Genomic DNA, 22,456 nt, shown 5'->3' with positions numbered 1-22,456 from the left:
CCGGATCAGCTCCACTGCTGGTTCTCGTTGAGGGTGCAGGTCCACAGGATGGGCTTGACGCCGCTGGCTGTCTCGGAGTGGGGAATGGCGAGGCACCAGTCGCCGTACGGGTGACGCAGGCGGCCAATGCTGTCGTAGATCCAGAGGAATTCGGAGGAGTTCAAACCTTCGCAGTAGTACTGGAAGGTCGTGACGCCGTCATTGTGGCCGGCGGCGAGGCATTTACCGGTTGCCTTGTTGACGAGCCAGACCTTGCCGTCCCCCTTGTTGCGCAGCTCCCAGCGCTGATCGTCGTTGTCGTTGCACGTCCACTGGACGGCCGCGACACCGTTGCTGTCGTCGGAGCCGGGAATGGCCAGGCACTTGAGGGTCTTGTCGTTGCGCAACTCCACATACGTGGCGGCCTGGGCCGGCGTCGGCGAGAGGAAGATGAGGGAAACGAGCGCGAGCGCCACGGCGGCGGCTCTTCGCGTCGCCTTCACGACGAGGGTCATGGGTGTGTCTCCTGGGTCAGGGAGTCGAGATGCGGCGTGCGGCCTGCGGAAAAATCTTGGCCAGTATCGGGAGCGGGCCCCTGAGGTGTCGAGAGCAATAAGTGCACAGGTTGTTGGCTCTGCGTCTCCTCAACCTCGTGCCGGCCGCACGGGCGCCCGACACGAAAGGCATCCGGCCCGCCCTGGCCTGATCGGTGGCCCGGTACGGCAGCGGACTGTTCCGGTCCGTCAGCCGTCCCCCTCTCCCGCAGGTCCCAACGCTGCCTCGGGCATGGCCAGTTCGAGGAGGCCGGGTCGGTCGACGTGCCGGAGCAATCCAGCGGAGCCGGCCGGTGGACGGCGCCGGGCGGGGGCGTCCGTCGCCACCTGGTCGCCGACCGCCTGCTGAGCCGAAGCACGACAGTTCTCACACAGGCAGGCCTGTTGTCACCAAGGTCGCAGGGTGGGTCCGTGCAGGGCTGGCGGCGGTATGAGACCCGTTCGGCTACCTCCGGTTGGCGCTTTGAGCGCCACGGTTGTCGCGAAGAGCCTCTCCCACGCACTTCTCCGGTCCCTGCCGCAATTCACTTGAACCACAGTCGGGTCGACGGGCACGCTTGCGCGGTGATCGTCGAGTTGGCACCCCGTTTCCTGGCCTGGGACGAGGTGAGTCCTGCCCAGCATTCCTTCGACAGTGCGTCGGCACCGCAGGTGGTGCGGTCACTCGGGCCTGCCCGGAGAGTGCCCAGCCGCCCCGACATCCCCTTCGGTGACCCGGCCATGAGTGCCTGGAGCTGGGACGAGGGACGAACCTGGGCCGAAGCCATGTCGCAGGCCCTCGCCGAGCGCTACGGCCGATGGACCGTGGGCTGGCGCTGGGCGCACGACGAAGGCGACTTCGGTGGAGGACCCGTCGGAAACTGGTGCTGCCCGCGGGACTCGATGACCACCCCTGAGGAGACGCTCGCCCGTGTCGTCGCGGCGCTGTGCGAGTGGCGCGAGTGGCTGGAAAGTCTGGCCAGGTGGTTCGACACGTACCCGTTGGACCTGACCGAAGTCGAGGATCAGCGGATCCTGTGGGAGCGCGCTGCCCGAAATCTGATCCTGCAGGTGACCGACCGCACCGGCTGCGGCAGCGGCTGGCACGGACACTGCCGCCAAGTACTCACGTGGTTCCTCAGCCGCTGGGGCGTCCCTCCCGACCTCGCGCAGGAGCTGGTCGACGAGGCGATCGGCGGAAGGTTCGCCAGCTGGACCGGCCCCGACCCGCTGCTGGTCGAGGATGTCGCGGAGCGGCTCGCGCTGTCGCTGCGGCCGGATGACAGCGCACAATCCGCCGAACCCGCGCCGGACCACCTCAAGCGCTGGCTCGCGGTGCGCGCAACCGTGCCCTGGCACACGGCCCCGGACGGTGGCGGGGACGAACCGGTGGCCCCGTCGCGCGACGGCGCGGCGGAGCACATACACGCCTTCGACGGCGCCTGGGATCCCGCCCGTGCACGGGGCCTGCTCGCCGCCTTGGAACTGCTGCGGGCCGACGCGGCGCGCGGCGCCTTGCTCGACTTCGAACTGCTCCAGCGCTGGCAACAGCACGTCCTGGACGCACCGCAGCCGCCACCGTTCCGGGACCTGCCGGCCTTCGCCAAGGGGGCCGGGAACGCTACGGCATCAGCCCGGACACCCGAGACCACCTCGACGCCTGCCTGGCCGAGAGCGCGCGCCACATCCAGCGGCCCCTTCCTCTTACCGCCCGGGCCGCACGCGCCTATCTCGACGTGTGCTTCTTCCACCCCTTCGATGACGGCAACGCCCGGTCCGCCTTCCTCACCCTCCTCTTCGTCCTCGCCCGCGAGGGCGTCGCGCTCGACGGAGTCCGCCTCCTGCGGCTCGTCACCTTCCAGGCCGACGAGCCGCAGGACGCACTGATCCTCACGCGGTACATCGACCTTCACCTCGCGGAGACCCGACGCAACAGCGCTTCCTCGACTCCGAGCGGTGGAGAGTGAAGGCTCTGAGGACAACCACCGTGCTTCAGCACGGCGGGCAGGTGCCACGCTGTGACCTGCGGCCGGCGCATGATCTTCAGTCTTCACACACCGATGATCAGCGGTGGCCGCGGCCTTCCCGGCGTCGGTCCACCGGCAAGATCGATGTCTACGGCTGGAGTGCTAGGAACGCGTCCGGCACAGTTCCTGGCCGATGAGCGTGGTCATGGCCTGCTGGGTGTCCTGGCCTCCGTCACGGGTGACGTACACCACGGCGGTCCGGGTCCCGTCTCGGGTGGCGCCGACCCAGGTGACGTAGCCGAGGAGCTCGCCCCGGTGCCCGAAGTAGCTGCCGCCACAGGGCAACGGGATCTCGGCCAGGCCGAGTCCGTACCTCACGCCCAGCTCGGGTGCGGGCATGGTGGTCGTCAGTTCGTCGAGCTGTGCCGGAGCCAGCAGGCGGCCGCCGAGCAGCGCGGCGTAGAACCGGTTCAGGTCGTGCGCGGTGCTGATGATCGAGCCGGAGCCGACGGCCATGCTCGAATTGAGCTGCGTGACGTCGATGTCGGTGTCGGTGCCGAACGTGGCGTAGCCCTGGGCGTGCGGGCCCAGGATGGACGGGAAGACGCCGGGCGTAGTGGTGTCCCTCAGCTTCAGGGGGCGGATGATCAGGTCCTGCACCTCTCGTGCCCAACTCCGGCCGGTGACCTTGTGGATGATCATCGCGGCGAGAAGGTAGTTGGTGTTGGAGTAGGACCAGCCGGCGCCCGGGGAGAACTTGGGAGGGTGCCGCATCGCCAGACCTACCAGCTCCTGGGGGGTGTAGGTGCGATACCGCTCGGCCCGATAGCCGTCCGCGCTGTTCAACGCGGCTATCTCCGCCCCGGCATCAGGAATGCCGCTGGTGTGCTGCAGCAGCTGGCGCACGGTGATCTGGCGGCCGTCGTTGCCGTTGCCCCGGACCACTCCGGGCAGCCACTGCTCGACGGTGTCCTCCAGGGACATGCGTCCCTGGCCGACGAGTTGCAGCACTACCGTGGCGGTGAAGGTCTTGGTGGCACTGCCGATCCGGAACCTGCCGTCCCGCGGCATCGGTCTGCTGGTGTTCATCGCGGCCGTCCCGGCGTACGCGCTGTCGCGTGCATGCGGTGACGTCACTTCGGCGTGCACACCGACGGCCCCCGTGTCGTGGATCGCCTCTACCTGCCGTTGGAGGGGATCGGCCGGTCGCGGTTTCGCCGCCGCCGTGGGCGCGGTCGATGTGGCGAGCACGGCGGTAGCCAGGCTGGTCAGGACGAGCATGCCTCGCCGACGCCTTCTTGATCCCTGCATGACGACCTCTTCTCTGTTCCGGTGACACGTCTTCACGGACCGCTCAGGCTGTGGCCGGCGACGGTGTCGCCCCCGGAGCCGACGGTCGGCAACCATCCCACCAGCACAGGGGGGATCGCCCCATCCGGCTTTCCCCCTGGCGTAGCGATGCGCTGTCCTCAGGGCGGTGCCGGGGGCTACCCCCCTTTAACTGATCGTTTCAGAATGAGTTGAACCGCGGGTCTTGCGCCTAGCGATCTTGGTCGGCAAGGTGTTCGAGTGCGTGCTGATCTTGTTCCGGACGACCTGTGGGAGCGCGTGGCTGCGCTCCTGCCACCCCGCTCCTGAGCGTCGCCGTCGCCACCCCGGACGACTGCACGTTCCCGACCGGGCGGCACTCGCCGGTGTCATGTTCGTGCTGCGGACCGGCGTCGCCTGGCGCGACGTCCCGGCCGAAACGATCGGCTGCTCCGGGGTGACGGCCTGGCGCCGCCTGCGGGACTGGACCGAGGCTGGCATCTGACCGCGCCTGCACGCAGCCCTGCTGACCGAGCTGCGCCGCGCCGACCTGCTGGATCTTGAACACTGTGCTGTTGACGGCTCGCATGTCCGCGCCCTCAAAGGGGGGGATCACGTCGGCCCATCGCCAGTTGACCGCCCCCGACCCGGCTCCAAGCACCACCTGATAGTCGACCGGCAGGGAACCCCGCTCGCCGTCACGCTCACCGGCGGCAACCGCCACGACGTCACGCAGCTGCTGCCGCTGCTCGACGCGGTCCCGCCGATCCGGGGGCTGCGAGGACGGCCTCTCCGCAAGCCGCGGCACCTGGATGCCGACCGGGGCTACGACTTCGACAAGTACCGCCGCCTGCTGTGGAAGCGCGGCATCAAGCCGATGATCGCCCGACGCGGCGTGGCCCACGGCTCAGGGCTCGGCAAGGTCCGTTGGATGGTGGAACGGGCCTTCGCCTGGCTGCACCAGTTCAAACGGCTCCGGATCCGCTACGAACGACGCGACGACCTCCATCAGGGCCTGCTCGAACTGGCCTGCAGCCTCATCTGCCTCCGCCGCCTGCGCACCTCACGATGAAACGAGCGGTCAGTCGAGGATGATCGGATTGGTGAGTGCGGCGACGTGCCCGTTGGGATGACGGACCTCGATGCGGACGAACGCCGACTGCCCCGCCGTCGTGTCCCACTGCACCACTCCCGCCCCGCCACCGGGGAGAGATGCTCGATGAACCTTCCCGCGATCGGTGTGAAAGCTGACGGCCCCCACCGGCACGCCGCGTACTGCCACGTGTACTTCCACCTGCCCACCACGAGTCGCGAGCCGCTCCCCCACCCCGGCAACGCGACCACCGGCATTGGCGGTGAACGACACATCCACATCCGCCGACTCGGCGATCCAGCTGCGGCCGGCACGGATCCCGGCCAGGACTGCTTCTGTGCCCAGTTCCTCGGCGAAGACCACGGTGTGCGGGATGCCGATCTGCCCTTCCAGGTGGGTGTCGCTGTTGCCCATCGCCGGCCGCCACGAGCCCGTGTGGATGTCCGCCGCGAGGCTCCGCCCCCACTCGGCCAGGGCCGCCTCGTTGTCAGCGTTCCAGGGCCGGTCCGAAGTCCACAGTCCGTTCCACACCTCCACCACGTCGAAGCCCCGGAAGGGGAACATGAAGTCGCCCGACGGGTAGGGCGCATGCGGGTGCGCGGCAACGCACAGGCCCCCTGCTCGGTGGACCTGGTCCAGGAACTTGTCAACCAGTCCGTCCCTGGCCTGGTAGTTCCAGTCGACGACCTCGCCGGGATTGATGCCCAGCGCGAGCCAGTGCCCGGTCTTCGTGGTCACTTCTTCACCGAGAAGGATCAAGAAGTCATCGGCTGCCAGATGTCCCCATGCACCAGGGGCCGCGGCTGAGTTGTGCTCCGTCGTCGCGATGAAGTCGAGCCTGGCGGTGCGCGCCCGAACGGCCAACTCCTCGGGGGTGAGTTCCCCGTCCGAGTGGACGGAGTGGACATGGCAGTCCCCGCGGTACCAGGCCGCCCCGCGTCCAACCGCCCGCGCCGACGGGAAGCTCAAACTCGACAAGGTTCTCCCCTCAAAGTCCTGTCGAGCCAACGCGCGGGCAGGGCAACCCGTTCCATCGCCCGCTGAGCAGCATCTCAGTCGAGACGTCAGACCAAGATCCCATTCTGAAACGATCAGTAAGGATGCCGAGGCTCCGTCGGCCGACCCCACGGCAAAATCACGCTCTACGGCTGGAGTACTACGAAGACAGGAGAGGACAGGAGAGGACAGGACCGGACCCGACTGCGACCCGTTCGTCGACGAGGCCGGCGATGTCTGCTCCATGGTCGATCCGCCCGCTTGACCGGCCTGTTCGCCAACGAGTTTCTAGCAGTTCCCCACTCCGTGGTCGCGTGAGTGATCCCGGGTCTCGGAACTCACCGGCATCGCCACGGGGGGATGCCGCATGTTCCGCACTGTGGCTGCCCCCACCTGCGAAGAGGTGGCCAGCCCGAGTGACCTCGTGGTGGCGTCTGCCTAGAGTCGTGGCCCATGTCACCCTCCTTCATCACCTCGACGGTGGGCAGACGCACTGGCGTGGCGGCCCTGTTGGCGGCCCTCCTCGTGCCCGTCGCTCCGGCTGCCGCACAGCCGTCCGCTGCCCGGCAGCACGCCGGCTGCGGACCGCACGGCGACCTGCGTCAGGCACTGCGTACGCTCACCGATCGCGACCGGATCACCGGTGCCGCGGTCCTGATCACCGACGCCACCGCAGGCGCGCACTGCGGGAGTTGGGCCGAGGCGGCCGGAACGGCCGACCGGAGCACGGGCCGTCCCATGAACGCGAGCGACCGCTTGCGTGCGGGCAGCATCACGAAGACGTTCACCGCGACCGTGGTGCTCCAACTCGTCGCCGAGCACCGGATCGCGCTCGATGCTCCCGTCGACCGCTACCTTCCCGGTCTGATCCGGCACAACGGCTACGACGGCCGCCGGATCACCGTAGGGCAGCTGCTGCGGCACACCAGCGGGTTGCCCGACTACCTCGACGCCCCCGAGTGGGAGAACCCCGATCGCGTCCGGTACCGCCACTTCGAGCCGCGCGAGCTCGTCGCCCGCGCCCTGGATCTGCCGCGCCCGAGTGGTTCCTGGCACTACGCCACCACCAACTACCTCCTCGCGGGCCTGTTCATCCACAAGGTCACCGGCCACTCCCCGGAGGAGGAGATCACCCGCCGTGTGATCCGGCCCCTCGGGCTGCGCGACACGTACTGGCCCGGGGATGAGATCCGCATCCGCGGACCGCACTCGCGCAGTTACTTCACCGCCGAGGACGGCCGTCTCACCGACGGCACGGCCTGGAACACGACCTTCGGCGGGGTCGGCGGCGCGCTGGTCTCCACACCCGCCGACCTGACGCGGTTCATCACCGCGCTGCTCGGCGGCCGTCTGCTGCCTTCAGGCCAACTCGCCGAGATGCGGCGGACGGTGGCCGCCGACCCCGACCGGCTCTGGCCCGGTGCCCGCTACGGGCTCGGCCTGATTTCGTCCCCGCTGCGCTGCGGCGGCCTGTGGTGGGGTCATGCGGGGACCGTGCCGGGCGGCCATCGGGCGCTGAGTGCTGTGGGCCCCGGCGGGCGGAGCGTCGCCGTAGCGCTCAACGAGGTTCCGGCCACGCTGGAGGCCGAAGAGGACTTCCTCGACGTCGTCCAGACCGCCTTCTGCGAAGACCGGCCTTCAAAAGCGATGAAAACGACAGAAGGGAACCATCAGTGATCCGCACCGTCCACTCGCCGCGGGACGCTTCGAGGACGGCGAGAAAGGCCGTGCTGGGCCTGGCCGCCGCCGCTCTCGCTCTCACCGCGCTGCCCGCCACGGCCCTCCCGGCCCAGGCGGCCTCCGACCCCCTTACTTCCTACCACCACCAGCGCCTCGACTGGAAGAGCTGCGTGCTCGGCCCGAACGACGCGACCGGCAAGGAGCTTGAGCAGGCGGGTGCCCAATGCGCCGACGTGAGCGTGCCGTTGGACTACAGCGACCCCGACGGCCGTACGATCACCGTCGCGATCTCCCGGGTCCGCGCCACCGACACCGCCCACCGCGTCGGCCCGCTGCTGCTCAACGGCGGCGGCCCCGGCGGGCAGACACTCGGTGACCCGCCGTGGGTCCGTGAGTCGATGAAGGACGTCGCCGCACGCTACGACGTGGTGGGGGTGGATCCCCGCTTCGTCGGCCGGAGCACCCCGCTGGACTGCCACTGGCCGACCGGCTCCGCGTTTCGGAGCGCGGGCGTCGACCGAGCCGGGTTCGACCGCATGGCTGCCTTCTCCCAGGATCTCGCCCAGCGCTGCCGTCAGCACGCCGGTGACGTGCTGCCGTACGTCACCACCCGGAACACCGCGCGCGACCTGGACGTCATCCGCGCCGCGCTCGGTGAGCGGCGGATCTCCTACCTGGGGTACTCGTACGGCAGTTACCTGGGCGAGGTCTACACCACGATGTTCCCCGGCCGCACCGACCGGGTCGTCCTGGACGGTGTCATCGACCCGGACCGGTACGGTCCCCGGCTGCTGCGGGGCAGCGAGAAGGCCAACCGTCACGCGCTGAAGGACTGGGCCTCGTGGGCCGCCGCCCGTGACGCGGCCTACGGCCTGGGCCGCACCCGCGGGGCGGTGCTGGCGACCGTGGACCGCGTCCAGGACGCCGCCCGTACACCCCTGCGGCTGGGAGAGCACCGGGTGGACGAGCACATCGTTCCCCTCATCGTGTTCAACGGCCTCTCACAGGACAACGACACCGCCTACGGGGACTTCGCGCAGGGGGTCCAGGACCTGCTGCGCGCGGCGCAGGGGCAGCACGTCACCCCCTCCCCCTGGCTCGCCGAGGTCCTTGACTTCGAGCTGACCGGCACCGACTCCCACTACGGCAGCGTGCAGAGCGCGATCCTGTGCGGCGACGTCGCCGCCCCGGGAGATGTGGAGGTCTACTGGCGCGATGTCCAGCGGGCACGTGTGCGCGACGGGTTGTTCGGCCCCGTCACGTACAACCTCAACCCGTGCGCTTTCTGGGACGCGCCTCGCGAACGCCCGACCACCATCAGGGACAACCTCCCTGCGCTGCTCGTCAACGCCACAGGTGACCCGCGCACCACCTACGACGGCGCCACAGCGGTGCGCCGGATGTGGCCCTCCTCCCGCCTGGTCACGCTGCGCGGCGCCGACCAGCACGCGGTGTACGGCGTCTACGGCTCCTCGTGCGTGGACGCCACGGTCAACTCCTACCTCGCCACCGGCCGTCTGCCGGCCACGGACGTCACCTGCGACGCGCGACCGGCGAGCACCCGGTGAGCACCTGTCTACAGGTGCGCGCTGACCGATGATGTGACCTCACGGCCGGGGACGTCCGCCTGTGCGCGGGCGGGGAGAGGAGTCCGTACGCCCACAGCGGTTGACGCTCTCCGGCGGAGACGGCGGGTCGGTCGGGTGGGACCCGGGGCTGAGCACACGGCCCCGGGTCCCTGCCGCTACCTCAGACGCCCGGCCTGCAAGGGCACACCTCGTGTGCCGGCCCCGACGGCCTCACGCCGGCTCGGTCATCGGGGTGGAATCACCCAGCCCGGTGACCAGGTTCCGGTCGCGTCGTGGCCGGCCGTTGTGGCGGCGAGGTGGGCGCGGAGGGTGGCCAGCGCTGGGTGGGGGTTGTCGCGGTGCCACAGGAGCGAGTGCGGGTAGACGGGTGTCGGATCGGTCACCGGGATGCGGCGCAGGCCGTGGCCGGCGGGCCAGATCAGACGTGTCTGCCCGCCCATGAAAGTGGCCAGGGCCGGGGTGTCGGCGATGGTGTCCAGGAGTGCGTCGGAGCCGAAGTTGGGGCCGGTCGCCTCGATGGTGAGGCCGAACTCGGCGACGAGGTCGTCGTAGTAGGCGGCCCACTCGGTACCGGGGACGATGCCGGGCATCCAGATCCGGTGTCCGGCGAGTTGGGCGACGGTCACCGACCGGGCGCCGGCCAGCGCGTGGGCGGGGCCGGTGAGGAGTTGGAGCGGCTCGTCGAGCACCCGGACGGACATGATGTCCTCGGGAAGGGGCCGGCCGGGTGCGGCGACGGCGCGGAAGGAGGCATCGATCGCGCCGGAGCGGATGGCGGCGAGGGCCGTCTCGATCTCGAAGAGCATCACGACGTCGAGGTCGATCTCTGGGTAGGCGCGGTGGAAGCCGCGCATCAGGCCCGCCTGTGCGCCGCGTGAAGCGATCACGTCGACGCGCAGCGGACGGCGGCCGGGGCGGACGGACGCGACCGCGCGCTCGGCGACGCGCAGCAGTTCACGCGCGTGGAGCAGGAACGCCTGTCCGTCGATGGTGAGTTCCGCACCGCGGGGGGCGCGAGTGAACAGGCGCACGCCGAGGCTGCGCTCCAGCGCGGCGATGCGCTTGGAGACAGCCTGCTGGGTGATCGACAGGTCGGCGGCGGCTTTCTGGAACTGGCCCGCTTCCGCCACGGCGACGAACGTACGTACTGCTTCGAGATCCACGCCGATCCACCTTAGTGAACAACAGATGGTTGTGGGCAACGGGGAGGGCGGTTGTTTGACCTGCCGTTGTGCTGCTCGCTTAGCTCTCACAGGTCAACGTCGGTTTGTTCGGGTGGGAGCGCTGCGCATGGTGGGCAGGAGACCGTTGGGCCGTGGGTTCGGCTGGCTGTGGACGGCCTATGCGGTGAGTGCCTATGGGTCCGGGCTGGGGTTCGGTGCCTTGCCGCTGATCGCCGTGCTGGCGTTGCACGCCAGTCCCGCCCAGGTGTCCGCGCTGTCCGCGGTGGGGCCCGCGGTCGGTGCGCTGATCGCCCTGCCACTCGCCCCCTGGCTGGAGTTTAGGCGCAAGCGCCCGGTCATGATCGCGATGGACCTGACCCGCTTCGCGGTCATCGCGACGATCCCACTCGCCTACGCCCTCGGGCGGCTCAGTTTCGTCCAGCTGCTCGTGAGCTCGGCCGTGGTCGCCGCCGCGAAGATCGCGTTCAACGCGGCCAGCGGCGCCTACCTCAAGGCCCTGGTCCGGTCGGAGGACCTGCTCGTGGCCAACGCGCGATTCGAGTCAACGAACTGGAGCTCCATCGCGGTCGGACCACCGCTTGGCGGGGCCGCGATCGGTCTGTTCGGGCCGGTCATCACCGTGGTGGCCGATGCCCTCAGCTACCTCCTCTCCGCGCTGTGCATCACCGCCATCCGCGGCCGAGAAGAAGCACCGCGCACAGAAGGCAAAAGCCCGGCCCGGGCGGGCGCGCTGCTGGACGGCTGGCGCCACATCATGGGCCATCCCGGCTTGCGCGCGCTCTACCTCAACCAGCTGCTTGTCGCCGGTCTGGTCATGGCCACCGAGCCACTGCTGGCCGTGCTCCTCCTTCGCCAACTCGGTTTCCCACCCTGGCAGTACGGCCTCGCCTTCGCCGCCCCCTGCCTCGGCGGACTCATCGGCTCCCGGCTGGCCGGCCGCGTCGTGGCCCGCTACGGCCGGCAATGGGTCTTCCGGACCGTCGGCACCCTGCGCGCGATCTGGCTGATCGGCCTGGCCTTCGTGCGTCCCGGCATCGTCGGCCTCGTCACCGTGATCGCCATCGAGCTGGCGATCATTGTCAACATGAGCCTGTACACCCCGGTGCTCGCCACCTACCGGCTCGAACACACCCCCATGCATCTCGTCACCCGAACCCTGTCGGCCTGGTCCATCGGCCAGCAGGCGGCCATCGCCCTCCTCACCGCGCTCGCCGGGCTGCTGGCCGACGTCACCAGCCCACGCACCGCACTCACGGTCGCGGGACTGCTCATCCTGACCACCCCGCTCCTGCTCCCCCGACACGACCAGACGTCGCAGCACGAGCCGGACCTGTCCCGCACCCGCTCATGAGACACCGCACCTCGCCACCGAAGCCCGCACGCCGCGCGCTCCAGCCGGTCTGGCGGTGCGTGTCCGCGTCGGCCAGGCCCATACCACCAGCAAGGAGAACACTCCTGTGAGCACTGCCCCCGCACTCGACCCCACGCACACCGCACTTCTCGTCATGGACTACCAGCCCGCGATCCTGGCCTCGCTGCCCGAAGGCGGGGACCGCGACGCTCTGCTCAGCCGCGTGGAAGGAGCCATCGCCGACGTTCGCGCCCACGGCGGCACCATCGCCTACGTACGCGTCGGCTTCACCGAGGCCGACTGGGACGCGATCCCGTCCGTCAACAAGTCCTTCGCCCCGCTGGCCCGACACCGCGTCCTGCACCACGAGGACCCTGGCACCGCCCTCCACGAGCGTCTGGCTCCCCGGGACGGCGACATCACCGTGCGCAAGGTCCGCTACGGAGGCATGTCCACCACCGACCTCGACCGGCAGCTGCGTCAGCGCGGCATCACCACGGTGGTCGTCTGCGGCATCAGTACCAGCGGCGTCGTCCTGTCCACCGTCATCGACGCGGCCGACCGCGACTACCAGCTCTACGTCCTGTCCGACGGCGTCGCCGACCCGGACACCGAAGTCCACGACGTTCTGCTCCACAAGGTCTTCCCCGCACGGGCCCACATCATCGACACCGCCGAACTGCACGCCCTGCTCCAGGCCGGCTGACTCCCACCGCAGGCCGATGCCCGCCCACGGCCGTCGCACTCGCCCGGTGGCGTACGTCGCCGTCCCACAGGGCCACCCGGCCCGTCTGGTCACCTGCCGCCAGGCCGTTGCCGTCGGGACCGAACGCAAGTGTGCTGATCTTGTCGCCCTGGGCGAGGCCATGTGCCTGCGGACGGCTGCCGAACACTCGGGCCACGCGATTGCCCCCGGCCACCAGCCCTTCCTTGGGAGAACGTCGTGGTCTGGCAGAAACGCGGACAGGAAGCGCCGCCGTACGTATCCGCCTCCGCACACCGCGGATACAGCAGCAAGGCGTTCAACCAGATCGAGCGCTCGGGCAACCGCGCCAAGATCGTCTATCACCTGGACGCTCAGGCGACGCACGCCTTCCGCTTCGCCAGGACCGGCGAACAGGCGGAGGCCGTCAAGGGCGTCTGGAACCAGCCTGCCCTCGTCGGTCCGGAGAAGCTCAAGTCGAGCAACCGCACGGACTACGGCGCGCTGTGGGACAGCAACTGGATCCCCGCGGGCCTGATGGACGGCGCCAACCTCCCCCTCCAGGACAAGGACACACACTTCCAGACCTCCCCGGACCGGACGTGGAAGAACGCGAACTCCAGCCTCGGAAACCCCATCCCCTCCTTCAAGCCGAACACCGGCATCTGACCCCGCCCCCGTGAACAGCGACCGCCGACGCACCCATCCCAGGTGTTGACGGCAGTCCCGCACCCGCCGCGCTCTCGCCCACGGCCCGCACCCGCACCCGCACCGGGGTGGAGCCTCACCGCCGGCCTCCCGGTCCCGGACCGAAGGGCCCACCTCGGCGTGCAGCACTGTCCCGAACTGCTGAGACAGGGGCACCGCGCAGCCGGGCGGTTCGCTGGACGGCTGACGAAGAACCACCGGCTCGTCTCCTCGGTCGCGCAGCGTCTTCCAGCCGGCGCGCGCTGCCGACTGCCGCATTCCGACACGGCCGGCGCGCGTGGCCACGCGATCAGGGCAGGCCGCGGAGCGGGCTCGTGCATCGCGAGACCACGCGGTGACTCAGCGCCACATGAGGCCACCGCGCGTTCTTGCACTGTTACTTCATCTCCGCTTGATCAGCGTTGTACGTGTGCTTGACGGCCATCACCCACAGTGGGATCACCCGCTTCACCTGGTGGAACAAGCCAGGCCACGGCCACTGGGCGAGCGCGTTTCACCACCCCAGGAAATGCCGGGCCGAGATCCGCACCTGACAGGAAGAGCAATGACTTTGAGCAGCACTGGGCAACAGCATCGCCGAGCCATACTCACCGGAGGGGCGGCGGCAACGGTGGCACTGATCGCCGGTTGTTCGTCGAAGTCGGAGAGTCCGGGCAAGCAGACGACCGCAGCCGCGGCGGCGGCTGGGAGCGCCTCGCCCACCGCGACCGCCCGGCCCGACTCGCCTCACTCGGCCTTCGCGCGACTGCTGGACGGCAACAAGCGCTGGGTTAAGGGCACCTTGCAGCACCCCGACCGGGACCCCGCGCGCCGCGAGTTCGTCGCCGAGGAGCAGGATCCTTACGGGGTCATCCTGTCCTGCATCGACTCCCGGGTCCCGCCGGAGCTCCTCTTCGACACCGGGCTCGGCGACCTGTTCGTCCTGCGCACCGGGGGCCAAGTGGTCGGACCGGTGGTCATCGGCTCCGTCGAGTACGGGCCCATGACCTCGGGGACCCCGCTGATCGTCGTCCTGGGACATCAGCGCTGCGGCGCCATCAAGGCGGCGTACGAAGCCATGCGCGACGGCAAGAAGCTGCCCGGCAACCTGCAGGCGATCTCCGACGCACTGAAGCCGGCGTACGAAGCGACCGTCAAGGCGAAGGCGGCCGACCCGGTCGACACGATGATCCGCGTCCACGTCAAGCAGACCGCTGCCGACCTGAGGTCCAACAGGGACCTCGCGCCGATGGTGAAGAAGGGCGACCTGGCCGTGGTCAGCGCCTACTACTCGCTCGACACCGGCCAGGTCGAGGTCCTCACCGGCGCTCCCTCCGCCTGAACAGGGGCAGTTCAACGATCGGATCAAGGAGATCGCGCGAATTCCGACTTCCGACGACGGATACCGCGTCCAAGGTCTGTTCCTCGTCGGCCACGAAGTCGATGGAGCGGGCGAATGGCGCCAGGTCCGTGATGGCCAGCTCTTCACCTCGCCGGCCGACCGCCACCGATTCCTCGACGGGTAGCCCACCCGTTCCGAGAGTTCCGATGCCCGACTCCACCCTGCCCATGACCGCCGGCCAAGGGCGATGAAGAGCAGGCTTCACCCATGTCGGGCCGGTGTACCGGATGGTGGCGGGCCGGTCGTCAGGCGGGGTTGGACGTGTTGGTGAGGACGTCCACCGCGTGGCGGCGGTGGGCGGCGAAGAGGGGGAGTGCGGCCTGGGGGTCGCGGGCGCGCAGGGCGGCGGCCAGTGCGTGGTGTTCCTGGGGGATGCAGCCGAGGTAGCCCTGGGTGCTGAGGCCGATGCGGGTCAGCAGGAACAGGTGGACCTGGCAGCGGATGGTCTCCCAGGCCGCGGCGAGGCGCTGGTGGCCGGTGGCGGCGAACACGGCGTCGTGGAAGGCGATGTCCAGGCGGACCATGGCGTGCGGGTCTGTCGTGCGGTCCATCAGGCCGGCCGCCTTCTCGATGGCGGCGAGGTCCTCCTCGGAGGCGTGCGCGATGACCTGCTGGACGGCCAGGTCTTCCAGCGCGCCGCGCAGGCTGTCGAGCTCGGCGACATCCTCGGCGGACAGCGTGGTGACCACGGTGCCGCGGTGCCAGGCGCAGTGCACGAGCCCCTCGCGCTCCAGTACCCGCAGAGCCTCCCGCACCGGCCCTCTGCTGACCTGCAGTGCGCCGGAGAGTTCGACCTCTCGCAGGGGTGCCCCGGGGGCGTATGCACCGCTGAAGATCGCCTCCCGGATCCGGTCGGCGACCTCGTCGGCCAGTCCGCGGCGGCGGGCGGGGGCCACCGTGCGGTCTCCTGCGGGTTGACTCGTCTCCATGTCTCGATGTTAACATTCCATCGTTGTCGTAATGTCAACATTGAGACAAGTGGAGTGGTCGGTCGTCCGGCCAGGAGAGAGGCGATGTCCATGAAGGTGTTCCAGATCGGTGCCGCCGGAGGTGTCGGCAGGAGGCTCGCCGGCCTGCTGTCCGAGCGCGGTGACGAGGTGAGCGGCATGCACCGCAGCCCGGCCCAGGCCGACACGATCCGCGCGATCGGTGCGACTCCGGTGACCGGCGACCTGATCACCGACTCTGTCGACGAGCTCGCGGGCAAGCTCGCCGGGCACGACGCAGTGGTGTTCTCGGCCGGCGCCCACGGAACCGGCATGGACAAGACCACACTCATCGACGGCAAAGGCCTGGAGAAGGCAGCCGCTGCGGCCGAGGCCGCCGGAGTCGCGCGCTTCGTCCTCGTCTCCGTGTTCCCCGACGCCCTGCGCGGCGGCGAGCACAGTGAGGGCTTTGAGCACTACGTCAAGGTCAAGAAGAGTGCCGACGTCCATCTCACCCGCACCGGCCTGAACTGGCTGATCGTCCGCCCCGGCACGCTGCTGGACGGACCGGGTACCGGGCAGGTCACCGCCGGGCCCGCCGTCGAGTACGGCGACGTACACCGCGACGATGTCGCCGCGTTCATCGACGCCGCCCTGCACGAGCCGCGTCTGAGCCGCGTCATCGTCGAGCTGACCTCCGGCGACACCCCCGTCGCAGACGCGGTCGCCCGCCTCACCACCTGAGCCCGGAGCTCCTGCCCGCCCCCGCATCCCCACCAGAGAAGGATCACCACCTTGACTGCGATCGATTCCTACAGTCACGGCGTCTCGGGCGAGCGCGAGTTCGGCTTCGCCCAGGCCATCAAGGTCGACCACACGATCTACGTCTCGGGCCAGCTCTCCCACGACGACGAGGGCAACTTCCTGTACCCGGGTGACTTCGGCGCCCAGAGCGAGCAGGTCTTCGCCAACTTCGAGAAGGTCCTCGCCCACTTCGGCGCCACCCGCAACCAGGTCGTCTCCGAGACCCAGTACATCGTCGACCTGCCGAAGTACAACAACGCGATGGCGGCCGCCAATCTGGCCTACTTCGGCGACCACCGCCCCACCAGCAGCACCATCGGCGTCGCGTCGCTGTTCTTCCCCGGTCAGCTCATCGAGACCAACTTCGTCATCGACACCCGGCTGCCCGCCTGATGGCACAGGCGTACTGGAGTTCGGTCTTCACCAGCTCCGCGGACGAGACATGGGCAGCCGTCCGGCGATTCAACGGCCTGCCCGACTGGCACCCGGCCATCCGGGCGAGCGAGATCGTCAAGGGCGGGGGCGGGCTCACCCCGGTGCGGTCCGCCTCCTCACCGGGGTGGACGGCAGCATCTACAGGGAACGGCTCGTGGCGCTGGACGACGCCGACCGGAAACTGAGCTACGAGATCGTCGAGGCACCGCTGCCGGTCCGCGGCTACCGCTCGACGCTGCACGTCCAGCCCGTCGAGGGCACCGCCGCCCAGGACGCCACCACGCTCCTCGAAGCGGCCTACGCCCCCGCCCTCGCAGGCCTCCACAGCATCGTCGCCTGATACCGGAGGCAGCCGCCCCGTCCGGTGTCATCGATCACCGACCACAAAAGAGGCACCCTCCGCATGACTTCCCTTTTCACCCCCCTCACCCTGCGTTCCCTTGAGATACCCAACCGGGTGTGGATGTCCCCGATGTGCATGTACTCCGCCGCTCCCGAGGGCCCGGACATCGGTGCACCGACCGACTTCCACCTCACCCACCTGGCCTCCCGCGCCGCCGGCGGCGCCCGTCTGGTCATGGCCGAGGCCACCGGCGTCCGGCCCGACGGGCGCATCAGCCCCTGGGACCTGGGCCTGTGGAACGACCGCCAGCAGGAGGCGTTCACCCGCATCACCGCAGCCATCAAGGGGCACGGCGCCATCCCGGCCATCCAGCTCGCGCACGCGGGTCGCAAGGCGTCGGTGGACAAGCCCTGGCTGTCCGACCGGTACCTTCCCGAGACCGAGGGCGGCTGGCAGCCCGTCGCTCCCAGCGCAATCCCGTACGACGGACTGGCAGTTCCGCACGAGCTGACCGTGGAGGAGATCCAGCAGCTCGTAGGCGACTTCGCGGACTCCGCGCGGCGCGCGCTGGCCGCCGGGTTCCAGGTCGTCGAGGTACACGGCGCCCATGGCTACCTGATCAACTCCTTCCTCTCCCCTGCGTCCAACCACCGCACCGACGCCTACGGCGGCAGCTTCGAGAACCGCCTCCGCTTCGCCCTGGAGGTCGTCGACGCCGTCCGCGCGGTGTGGCCCGAGGACCTGCCGGTGTTCTTCCGCACCTCGGCCACCGACTGGCTGACCGAGAACGCGGAAGACGAGCGTGAGGGCTGGACCGGGGAGGACACCGTCCGCCTCGCCAAGGAGTTGCAGGCCCACGGCGTCGACCTGCTGGACGTGTCCACCGGCGGCATGGTCCACGACGCGAAGATCGTCGCCGGACCGGACTACCAAGTGCCCTTCGCGGACCAGGCCCGCAACCAGGCCGGCATCCCCACCGCTGCCGTCGGCATCATCACCGAGCCGCGGCAAGCCGAGGACATCCTCACCAGCGGGCAGGCCGACGCCGTCTTCCTCGGCCGTGAACTCCTGCGCACCCCCTACTGGCCTCAGCATGCCGCGCTCGCGCTCGGCGCCGAGCCGACCTGGCCGGACCAGTACGCCTACGCCGTCAAGCGTCGCAAGCGCTGACACCCCCGCAGCCTCATCACTACCGTCCGTGCTGCCCCTACAAGGGCCTCAACTGCCGAGCCATCTCATCGGGAGGCCCCCATGAACCACCTTCAGGACAAGGTCGTCGTCATCACCGGCGCCTCCTCCGGTATCGGCGCGGTCAGTGCCAGGGCCCTCGCCGCCCGCGGCCAGGAAGCCCTCGACCAGTCGGCCGACGTCACCGTCAACGACCTGGTCATTTCCCCCACCCGCCCGAACTGGTAAGCGCCAGGCACTCCACGCCGCACGGAAGGAACCCCCGTCCCATGACCGGTCCCGTCTCCCTCATCCCTCGCTTCCACCTCGCCGTCCCGGTCGACGACCTGGCCGCCGCCCGACGCTTCTACGGCGAGACGCTCGGCCTGGAGCAGGGCCGTAGCGCCGACACCTGGGTGGACTGGAATCTGCACGGCCACCAGTTCGTCACCCACCTCGCCCCGGCCCGCACCGACCAGATACACAACCCGGTCGACGGCCACGACGTGCCCGTACCGCACTTCGGGCTGATCCTGAACATCGACGCCTTCCACCGGCTTGCCGACCGGCTGCGCGCCGCGGACACCGCCTTCGTCATCGAGCCCTACGTGCGCTTCGCTGGCGAACCCGGCGAGCAGTGGACGATGTTCCTCCTCGACCCGGCCGGCAACGCCCTGGAGTTCAAGGCGTTCGCCGACGACTCCCAAGTGTTCGCCACCTGATGGGACCTGCGGAGTCGGGGAATGCTCGGTTCCGTAGCCGCCAGCAGGCGAGCCCTATCGCCGCCGGAAGCACTGACTTCTGATGTCAGACCGTGCCCCTGCTGGTCGGCCGGGAGGCCCGACCGCTGATGGGGTGGCGTGCCCGCCCCACGGGGCGCGACAGACGACTTCACGCGTGCGGAATCGCACGCATGACGATGTCCATCTGCGCCGCCCCGCGGGCTCCCCGTGGCGGACCCGCACGGGCAAGGCAGCCATCCAGTACCGCACCGCCCGCTTCCGCCTCGTCTACCAATGCGCCAAGAAGCTCACTCGGAGTCGGCCGCGACAGCAGGCTCCGTCGAGATCGCGCAGCGAATGGGCGCCTCCGGGATTCGGTGCGCACGATCACGCTTCGTGCGGCGAGCTGGATCACGGCAGCGTGATGAGGGCGATGCTTTCCGCCTGCGCGAGGGCCAGCCGGGTGCCGTCGGGGTGGAGGGCGGCCACGGGAGAGGGCACGTGGGTGACGCCGAAGCATGTGGACTTGACCGATACGCCGACCTCGGGCCATTCCGCGACGAGGCGCCCGGTAGCCGTGTCGAGCAGGCGCGGGTGGCCCAGCAGAGAGATCACGTGCTCGCCACGGGGCAGCAGGAGGACACCCGGCTCGGCATCGGCGATCGGGCTGCGGTGGAGCCACCGTGCCTGGGACACCGACCACACACCGAGGTGGCGAGACGGAAGCGGGAACTCCGCTCCGCCACTCCCCCCTTCGTCCCCCGTCGCCAGCACCAGCCGATCGCCGTCCAGCCAGCAGCCCGCCGTCACCTCGCCGTTCATGACCGCCTCTGCCGGCAGCAGACCCTCGCCGTCCAAGGTGCCGGGGTCTGTCAGGGCGAGTGCCGTGTCGTAGACCATGGCGGTCCCGGCGGGATGCCAGAACCATCCGACCGAGAGCAGGTACCGGCCGCCTGGGCTCAAGCTGAGCCTGGAGTGGAAGACGTCCCGCGGCTCACGCCCGCCGGCGGTCAGCCGCTCGCCGCTCGCCGCGTCCTCGATCTCAAGCATGTTGTACTCGTCGGGGCAGTGCACGACGACCTCGCGCCCGTCGCTCAACGCGCCGAGCACGAGCGGGTAGTCGTAGTTCTCCGCCTGGTAGTCGCTGCGGATCAGCTCTCGCACGATCCGTTCCCGTTCGAGCAACACCCCCTCGGTGCCGCGCTCCTGGTACACCGCGGAGTACGGCCCTGAGGCCGAGGTGATCCCGGCGTCGAAGGGAAAGCTCCACGCGAGGTCCCTTTTCCGCTCCACCCCGTCGCGGCCCCAGCGCCGACCGCATCCGGAGACCAGTTCGTCGCCCTGCCATACCAGCGCGTTCGGCGCTGTCTTCACCGGTATCGACTCCACGGTCATTGGTGCCCCCCATTTCGAGAACCCTGGACAGACCCCTCGCCGGGAATCTACGGGACACCGGCCGGGACCACACGGATGGCTCACCGGACAGCTCAAAGGCCCGGCGCTGTCCGGCTTCTGTCCACTCTCGACGGGCACGAGCGGAACGAGCAGGCACACGACGGCGCTCCTGCTCTCACCGGTGGCCCTCCGGGTTGTTCGCCCCGGGGCACGACAATGCCGCGGTCGCGCCGCAGTTGCGTGCCGGCTTCCGGTCGGTGCAACGATGACGCCAGGCGTAAGAGCATGGCGGCCCCCCCCCCAACCGTGTGTGGAGACATCACGGTGGTCGTCCCGCTGGTGGTGGTCCTCACTATGGCCTTCGCCTCCGGCCGCCGGGCCGGCTCAATGCCCCGGTGCGCAAGGAGTACCCAGGGCCGGGGGGAGGTCTTCACTCGTCGCGCCGCAGTGCGTGGGCCTCGGCGAGCAGAAGGTAGCTGCCGGCGGTCCAGGTGTAGGCGCGGTCGCGCAGGCCGCTGCCGGTCAGGGCGTCGAAGTTCTCCGCGAAGCCGTGCGTCTCACACAGGGTGCGGAAGCGGGCGCTGATCTCGTCCGCCAGGCGCTGGTGGCCGGCGCGGCGCAGGCCGTCCTCGATCAGTACGGTGGCGGGCGCCCAGATCGGGCCGCGCCAGTAGCCGTCGGCGAGGTAGTGCGGTGAGGTGGGAAGCTCGGTGGCCAGTCCGTAGGGGGTCAGGTGGGTCTCGATCCGCTCGGCGAGCACCTTGCTGACGCTCTCGGGCAGGTGCTCGCCCAGGGCGATCGGCATCAGGTCGAGCAGGCTGGAACTGCTCCAGGTGTCGCCGCTGTCGACTCCGCGGGCCACGAACCGCTCCCCCGTCCACAGGTCGTCGAGCGTCGCCGTCTGGATCGCCTTGGCGGTGCGCGTCCAGTCGTGGGCGTCCTGGGTGCGTCCGAGTTCCTCGGCCAGGGCGGCGAGTTCGCGCAGTTGCAGGACGAGGAACGCGGCCAGGTCGGCGGTGACGACCACCCGCTCGGGGTCGAAGGTGGTGGCGTTGTCCCAGCCGCTGTCGTTGCCGTGCTGGTAGTGGGGCAGTACCGTGCCCGACGCGCGGCGGGCGGTGAGCCAGAAGACCGTCCAGCGCTCCAATCTCTGGTAGATCTCGGTGAGTTGGTTGTGGTCGAGGGGTTCGGACAGCCGTCTGCGCAGGTGGCCGAGTGCCCAGCCGTGGATGGGGGGCTTGACGAAGTTGTAGAGCACCTCGGAATGGGTGACCGAGTCGGGCAGTGCACCGCTCTCGTCCTGGTGGTCGAACGGCAGCGAGAACTGGTCCCATGCCAGGGCGGGCGCTCCGGGGGCCAGCGCGAGGGCGTTGAAGCAGTGGTCCCAGCTCCACACCTTGTCCATCCAGTGCTTGGACATCAGCACCGCGGGCCGGGCGACCAGTCCCGCCGGGGCGACGGTGGCCGACCACAGGACGTATGCGGCGAGTTCGGCGGCCGGGGTGCGGGAGGAGCGCCAAGGGGCCACCGCATCGACGAAGTCGGCGAAGTCACGCTCCGCGGCGGTCACGACGTCCTCGAACGTCGCCTGGGTGGTGTAGGGGCGGCGTGCGCTGTCGAGTTCCTCGACGGCGGCCTCCCAGATCCCGCCGGGCCCGGCGCTGATCGTGAGACCGCGGTCGGCACGGCCCAGTGTCTGGCTGCCGGAGCTCTCACCCGCGGTGCCCGACAGCACGGTGATCCGGTAGCGGCGTCCGGTCTCGTACGAGGTGAACACGTGTGACCCATCGACCGGGTCGCGAAAGAAGTACGTGCCCGTGAACGGCGTCAGAGTCCGCGCCGCGGCCAGGATGCGCAGGCCGCCTGATCCTTGGCCGTGGATGCGTACGGTGTGCGGTGACTCGTAGGCCAGGTCGATCCGACCGCCTTCATGGGTCCAGCTGAGGAGGCTCGGTGTCGCCGTGAACCGGGTCGCCGCGCGCTCCCCCGTTGCGGGATCGAGGGGTACCAGGCGCAGGGTGGCGTGCATGCCGTTCTGGTGCGAGACCAGGTGGAGGTCATCGGAGTACGTCTTCTCCGCCAGCACCGGGGAGATTCCGAACCAGGATCCGCGGGTGCTGAACGGAATGTCGTGGAGGGAGAAGGTGGGGCCGGGTCGGGGGGCGGTCATGCGGCGTTACTCGTTTCTTCAG

General features: G+C 69.6%; 20 protein-coding genes and 1 pseudogene. 14 read left to right on the top strand and 7 right to left on the bottom strand.

Going from position 1 to position 22,456, the window contains the following annotated elements:
* Positions 1-5: 5 nt before the first annotated feature.
* Positions 6-494: an RICIN domain-containing protein gene (locus ACZ5VD_RS40205; protein ID WP_468554313.1), complete on the bottom strand. Its 489-nt coding sequence runs from the start codon at positions 492-494 to the stop codon at positions 6-8.
* Between the two features lie 1,310 nt (positions 495-1,804).
* Between ACZ5VD_RS40205 and ACZ5VD_RS40200 the strand changes: the two genes are divergently transcribed.
* Positions 1,805-2,479 (top strand): Fic family protein, encoded by a 675-nt coding sequence (locus tag ACZ5VD_RS40200; RefSeq protein ID WP_468685419.1) that lies wholly within the window; start codon positions 1,805-1,807, stop codon positions 2,477-2,479.
* A gap of 162 nt (positions 2,480-2,641) precedes the next feature.
* Here ACZ5VD_RS40200 and ACZ5VD_RS40195 read toward each other — a convergent pair whose 3' ends face one another.
* Positions 2,642-3,760 (bottom strand): serine hydrolase domain-containing protein, encoded by a 1,119-nt coding sequence (locus ACZ5VD_RS40195; protein ID WP_468554315.1) that lies wholly within the window; start codon positions 3,758-3,760, stop codon positions 2,642-2,644.
* A gap of 288 nt (positions 3,761-4,048) precedes the next feature.
* Between ACZ5VD_RS40195 and ACZ5VD_RS40190 the strand changes: the two are divergent.
* A pseudogene (locus ACZ5VD_RS40190) lies at positions 4,049-4,859 on the top strand (IS5 family transposase).
* 9 nt (positions 4,860-4,868) lie between these two features.
* Here ACZ5VD_RS40190 and ACZ5VD_RS40185 read toward each other — a convergent pair.
* Entirely contained in the window at positions 4,869-5,849 is a 981-nt protein-coding gene (locus ACZ5VD_RS40185; protein ID WP_468685390.1) for a CehA/McbA family metallohydrolase, read from the bottom strand.
* A 480-nt stretch (positions 5,850-6,329) separates the two neighbouring features.
* Here ACZ5VD_RS40185 and ACZ5VD_RS40180 point away from each other — a divergent pair, with 480 nt between their 5' ends.
* Both ACZ5VD_RS40180 and ACZ5VD_RS40175 read left to right on the top strand, forming a co-directional pair.
* Positions 6,330-7,553, top strand: a complete 1,224-nt coding sequence (locus tag ACZ5VD_RS40180) for a serine hydrolase domain-containing protein (RefSeq protein ID WP_468685389.1) — start codon at positions 6,330-6,332, stop codon at positions 7,551-7,553.
* Positions 7,550-9,124 (top strand): alpha/beta hydrolase, encoded by a 1,575-nt coding sequence (locus tag ACZ5VD_RS40175; protein ID WP_468685387.1) that lies wholly within the window; start codon positions 7,550-7,552, stop codon positions 9,122-9,124. Before ACZ5VD_RS40180 ends, ACZ5VD_RS40175 begins: the two co-directional genes overlap by 4 nt.
* Before the next feature lie 245 nt (positions 9,125-9,369).
* Here the strand turns inward: ACZ5VD_RS40175 and ACZ5VD_RS40170 are convergent, their stop codons facing one another.
* Positions 9,370-10,308 (bottom strand): LysR family transcriptional regulator, encoded by a 939-nt coding sequence (locus ACZ5VD_RS40170; protein WP_468685385.1) that lies wholly within the window; start codon positions 10,306-10,308, stop codon positions 9,370-9,372.
* A gap of 127 nt (positions 10,309-10,435) precedes the next feature.
* Between ACZ5VD_RS40170 and ACZ5VD_RS40165 the strand changes: the two genes are divergently transcribed.
* From ACZ5VD_RS40165 to ACZ5VD_RS40150, 4 genes are all read left to right on the top strand, one after another.
* The gene (locus tag ACZ5VD_RS40165; protein WP_468685384.1) at positions 10,436-11,680 is read left to right on the top strand and encodes an MFS transporter; all 1,245 of its coding nucleotides are present in this window, start codon (positions 10,436-10,438) and stop codon (positions 11,678-11,680) included.
* A gap of 106 nt (positions 11,681-11,786) precedes the next feature.
* Positions 11,787-12,386, top strand: a complete 600-nt coding sequence (locus ACZ5VD_RS40160; protein WP_468554322.1) for a cysteine hydrolase family protein — start codon at positions 11,787-11,789, stop codon at positions 12,384-12,386.
* A gap of 237 nt (positions 12,387-12,623) precedes the next feature.
* On the top strand, positions 12,624-13,052 hold the full coding sequence (locus tag ACZ5VD_RS40155) for an NPP1 family protein (protein WP_468554323.1): 429 nt from the start codon (positions 12,624-12,626) through the stop codon (positions 13,050-13,052).
* A gap of 649 nt (positions 13,053-13,701) precedes the next feature.
* The gene (locus tag ACZ5VD_RS40150) at positions 13,702-14,412 is read left to right on the top strand and encodes a carbonic anhydrase (protein WP_468554324.1); all 711 of its coding nucleotides are present in this window, start codon (positions 13,702-13,704) and stop codon (positions 14,410-14,412) included.
* Positions 14,413-14,717: 305 nt separating this feature from the next.
* On the opposite strand, the gene ACZ5VD_RS40145 is transcribed toward ACZ5VD_RS40150, so the two are convergent.
* Positions 14,718-15,401, bottom strand: coding sequence for a GntR family transcriptional regulator (locus ACZ5VD_RS40145; RefSeq protein WP_468554325.1), 684 nt, complete (start codon positions 15,399-15,401; stop codon positions 14,718-14,720).
* Between the two features lie 84 nt (positions 15,402-15,485).
* Here ACZ5VD_RS40145 and ACZ5VD_RS40140 point away from each other — a divergent pair, with 84 nt between their 5' ends.
* From ACZ5VD_RS40140 to ACZ5VD_RS40115, 6 genes are all read left to right on the top strand, one after another.
* Positions 15,486-16,142, top strand: coding sequence for an NAD(P)H-binding protein (locus tag ACZ5VD_RS40140; RefSeq protein WP_468554326.1), 657 nt, complete (start codon positions 15,486-15,488; stop codon positions 16,140-16,142).
* Positions 16,143-16,193: 51 nt separating this feature from the next.
* Positions 16,194-16,595 (top strand): RidA family protein, encoded by a 402-nt coding sequence (locus ACZ5VD_RS40135; protein WP_468554327.1) that lies wholly within the window; start codon positions 16,194-16,196, stop codon positions 16,593-16,595.
* Positions 16,596-16,761: 166 nt separating this feature from the next.
* On the top strand, positions 16,762-16,977 hold the full coding sequence (locus ACZ5VD_RS40130; RefSeq protein ID WP_468554328.1) for an SRPBCC family protein: 216 nt from the start codon (positions 16,762-16,764) through the stop codon (positions 16,975-16,977).
* 63 nt (positions 16,978-17,040) lie between these two features.
* Positions 17,041-18,150 (top strand): NADH:flavin oxidoreductase/NADH oxidase, encoded by a 1,110-nt coding sequence (locus ACZ5VD_RS40125; RefSeq protein WP_468554329.1) that lies wholly within the window; start codon positions 17,041-17,043, stop codon positions 18,148-18,150.
* Positions 18,151-18,231: 81 nt separating this feature from the next.
* Positions 18,232-18,396, top strand: a complete 165-nt coding sequence (locus tag ACZ5VD_RS40120) for a hypothetical protein (RefSeq protein WP_468554330.1) — start codon at positions 18,232-18,234, stop codon at positions 18,394-18,396.
* A 41-nt stretch (positions 18,397-18,437) separates the two neighbouring features.
* Positions 18,438-18,869, top strand: coding sequence for a VOC family protein (locus tag ACZ5VD_RS40115; RefSeq protein WP_468554331.1), 432 nt, complete (start codon positions 18,438-18,440; stop codon positions 18,867-18,869).
* 411 nt (positions 18,870-19,280) lie between these two features.
* Here the strand turns inward: ACZ5VD_RS40115 and ACZ5VD_RS40110 are convergent, their stop codons facing one another.
* Together ACZ5VD_RS40110 and ACZ5VD_RS40105 are read right to left on the bottom strand one after the other, a co-directional pair.
* A complete protein-coding gene (locus tag ACZ5VD_RS40110; protein ID WP_468554332.1) occupies positions 19,281-20,243 on the bottom strand; it encodes a hypothetical protein in 963 nt (320 codons plus the stop codon).
* A gap of 451 nt (positions 20,244-20,694) precedes the next feature.
* The gene (locus ACZ5VD_RS40105) at positions 20,695-22,434 is read right to left on the bottom strand and encodes an amylo-alpha-1,6-glucosidase (protein WP_468685381.1); all 1,740 of its coding nucleotides are present in this window, start codon (positions 22,432-22,434) and stop codon (positions 20,695-20,697) included.
* Between the last annotated feature and the right edge of the window lie 22 nt (positions 22,435-22,456).

It is taken from the genome of Streptomyces sp. NPDC032822 (assembly GCF_055578825.1).
Note: the sequence above shows the minus strand (reverse complement) of the source record. Positions and strands in the feature narration are given on the sequence as shown.

Excerpts from the sequence above, each read along its gene's own strand:
- ACZ5VD_RS40120 (WP_468554330.1), top strand. The coding sequence starts at position 18,232 with ATGAACCACCTTCAGGACAAGGTCGTCGTCATCACCGGCGCCTCCTCC.
- ACZ5VD_RS40115 (WP_468554331.1), top strand. The coding sequence starts at position 18,438 with ATGACCGGTCCCGTCTCCCTCATCCCTCGCTTCCACCTCGCCGTCCCG.
- ACZ5VD_RS40165 (WP_468685384.1), top strand. The coding sequence starts at position 10,436 with ATGGTGGGCAGGAGACCGTTGGGCCGTGGGTTCGGCTGGCTGTGGACG.
- ACZ5VD_RS40145 (WP_468554325.1), bottom strand. The coding sequence starts at position 15,401 with ATGGAGACGAGTCAACCCGCAGGAGACCGCACGGTGGCCCCCGCCCGC.
- ACZ5VD_RS40205 (WP_468554313.1), bottom strand. The coding sequence starts at position 494 with ATGACCCTCGTCGTGAAGGCGACGCGAAGAGCCGCCGCCGTGGCGCTC.
- ACZ5VD_RS40180 (WP_468685389.1), top strand. The coding sequence starts at position 6,330 with ATGTCACCCTCCTTCATCACCTCGACGGTGGGCAGACGCACTGGCGTG.
- ACZ5VD_RS40125 (WP_468554329.1), top strand. The coding sequence starts at position 17,041 with ATGACTTCCCTTTTCACCCCCCTCACCCTGCGTTCCCTTGAGATACCC.
- ACZ5VD_RS40195 (WP_468554315.1), bottom strand. The coding sequence starts at position 3,760 with ATGCTCGTCCTGACCAGCCTGGCTACCGCCGTGCTCGCCACATCGACC.
- ACZ5VD_RS40105 (WP_468685381.1), bottom strand. The coding sequence starts at position 22,434 with ATGACCGCCCCCCGACCCGGCCCCACCTTCTCCCTCCACGACATTCCG.
- ACZ5VD_RS40140 (WP_468554326.1), top strand. The coding sequence starts at position 15,486 with ATGTCCATGAAGGTGTTCCAGATCGGTGCCGCCGGAGGTGTCGGCAGG.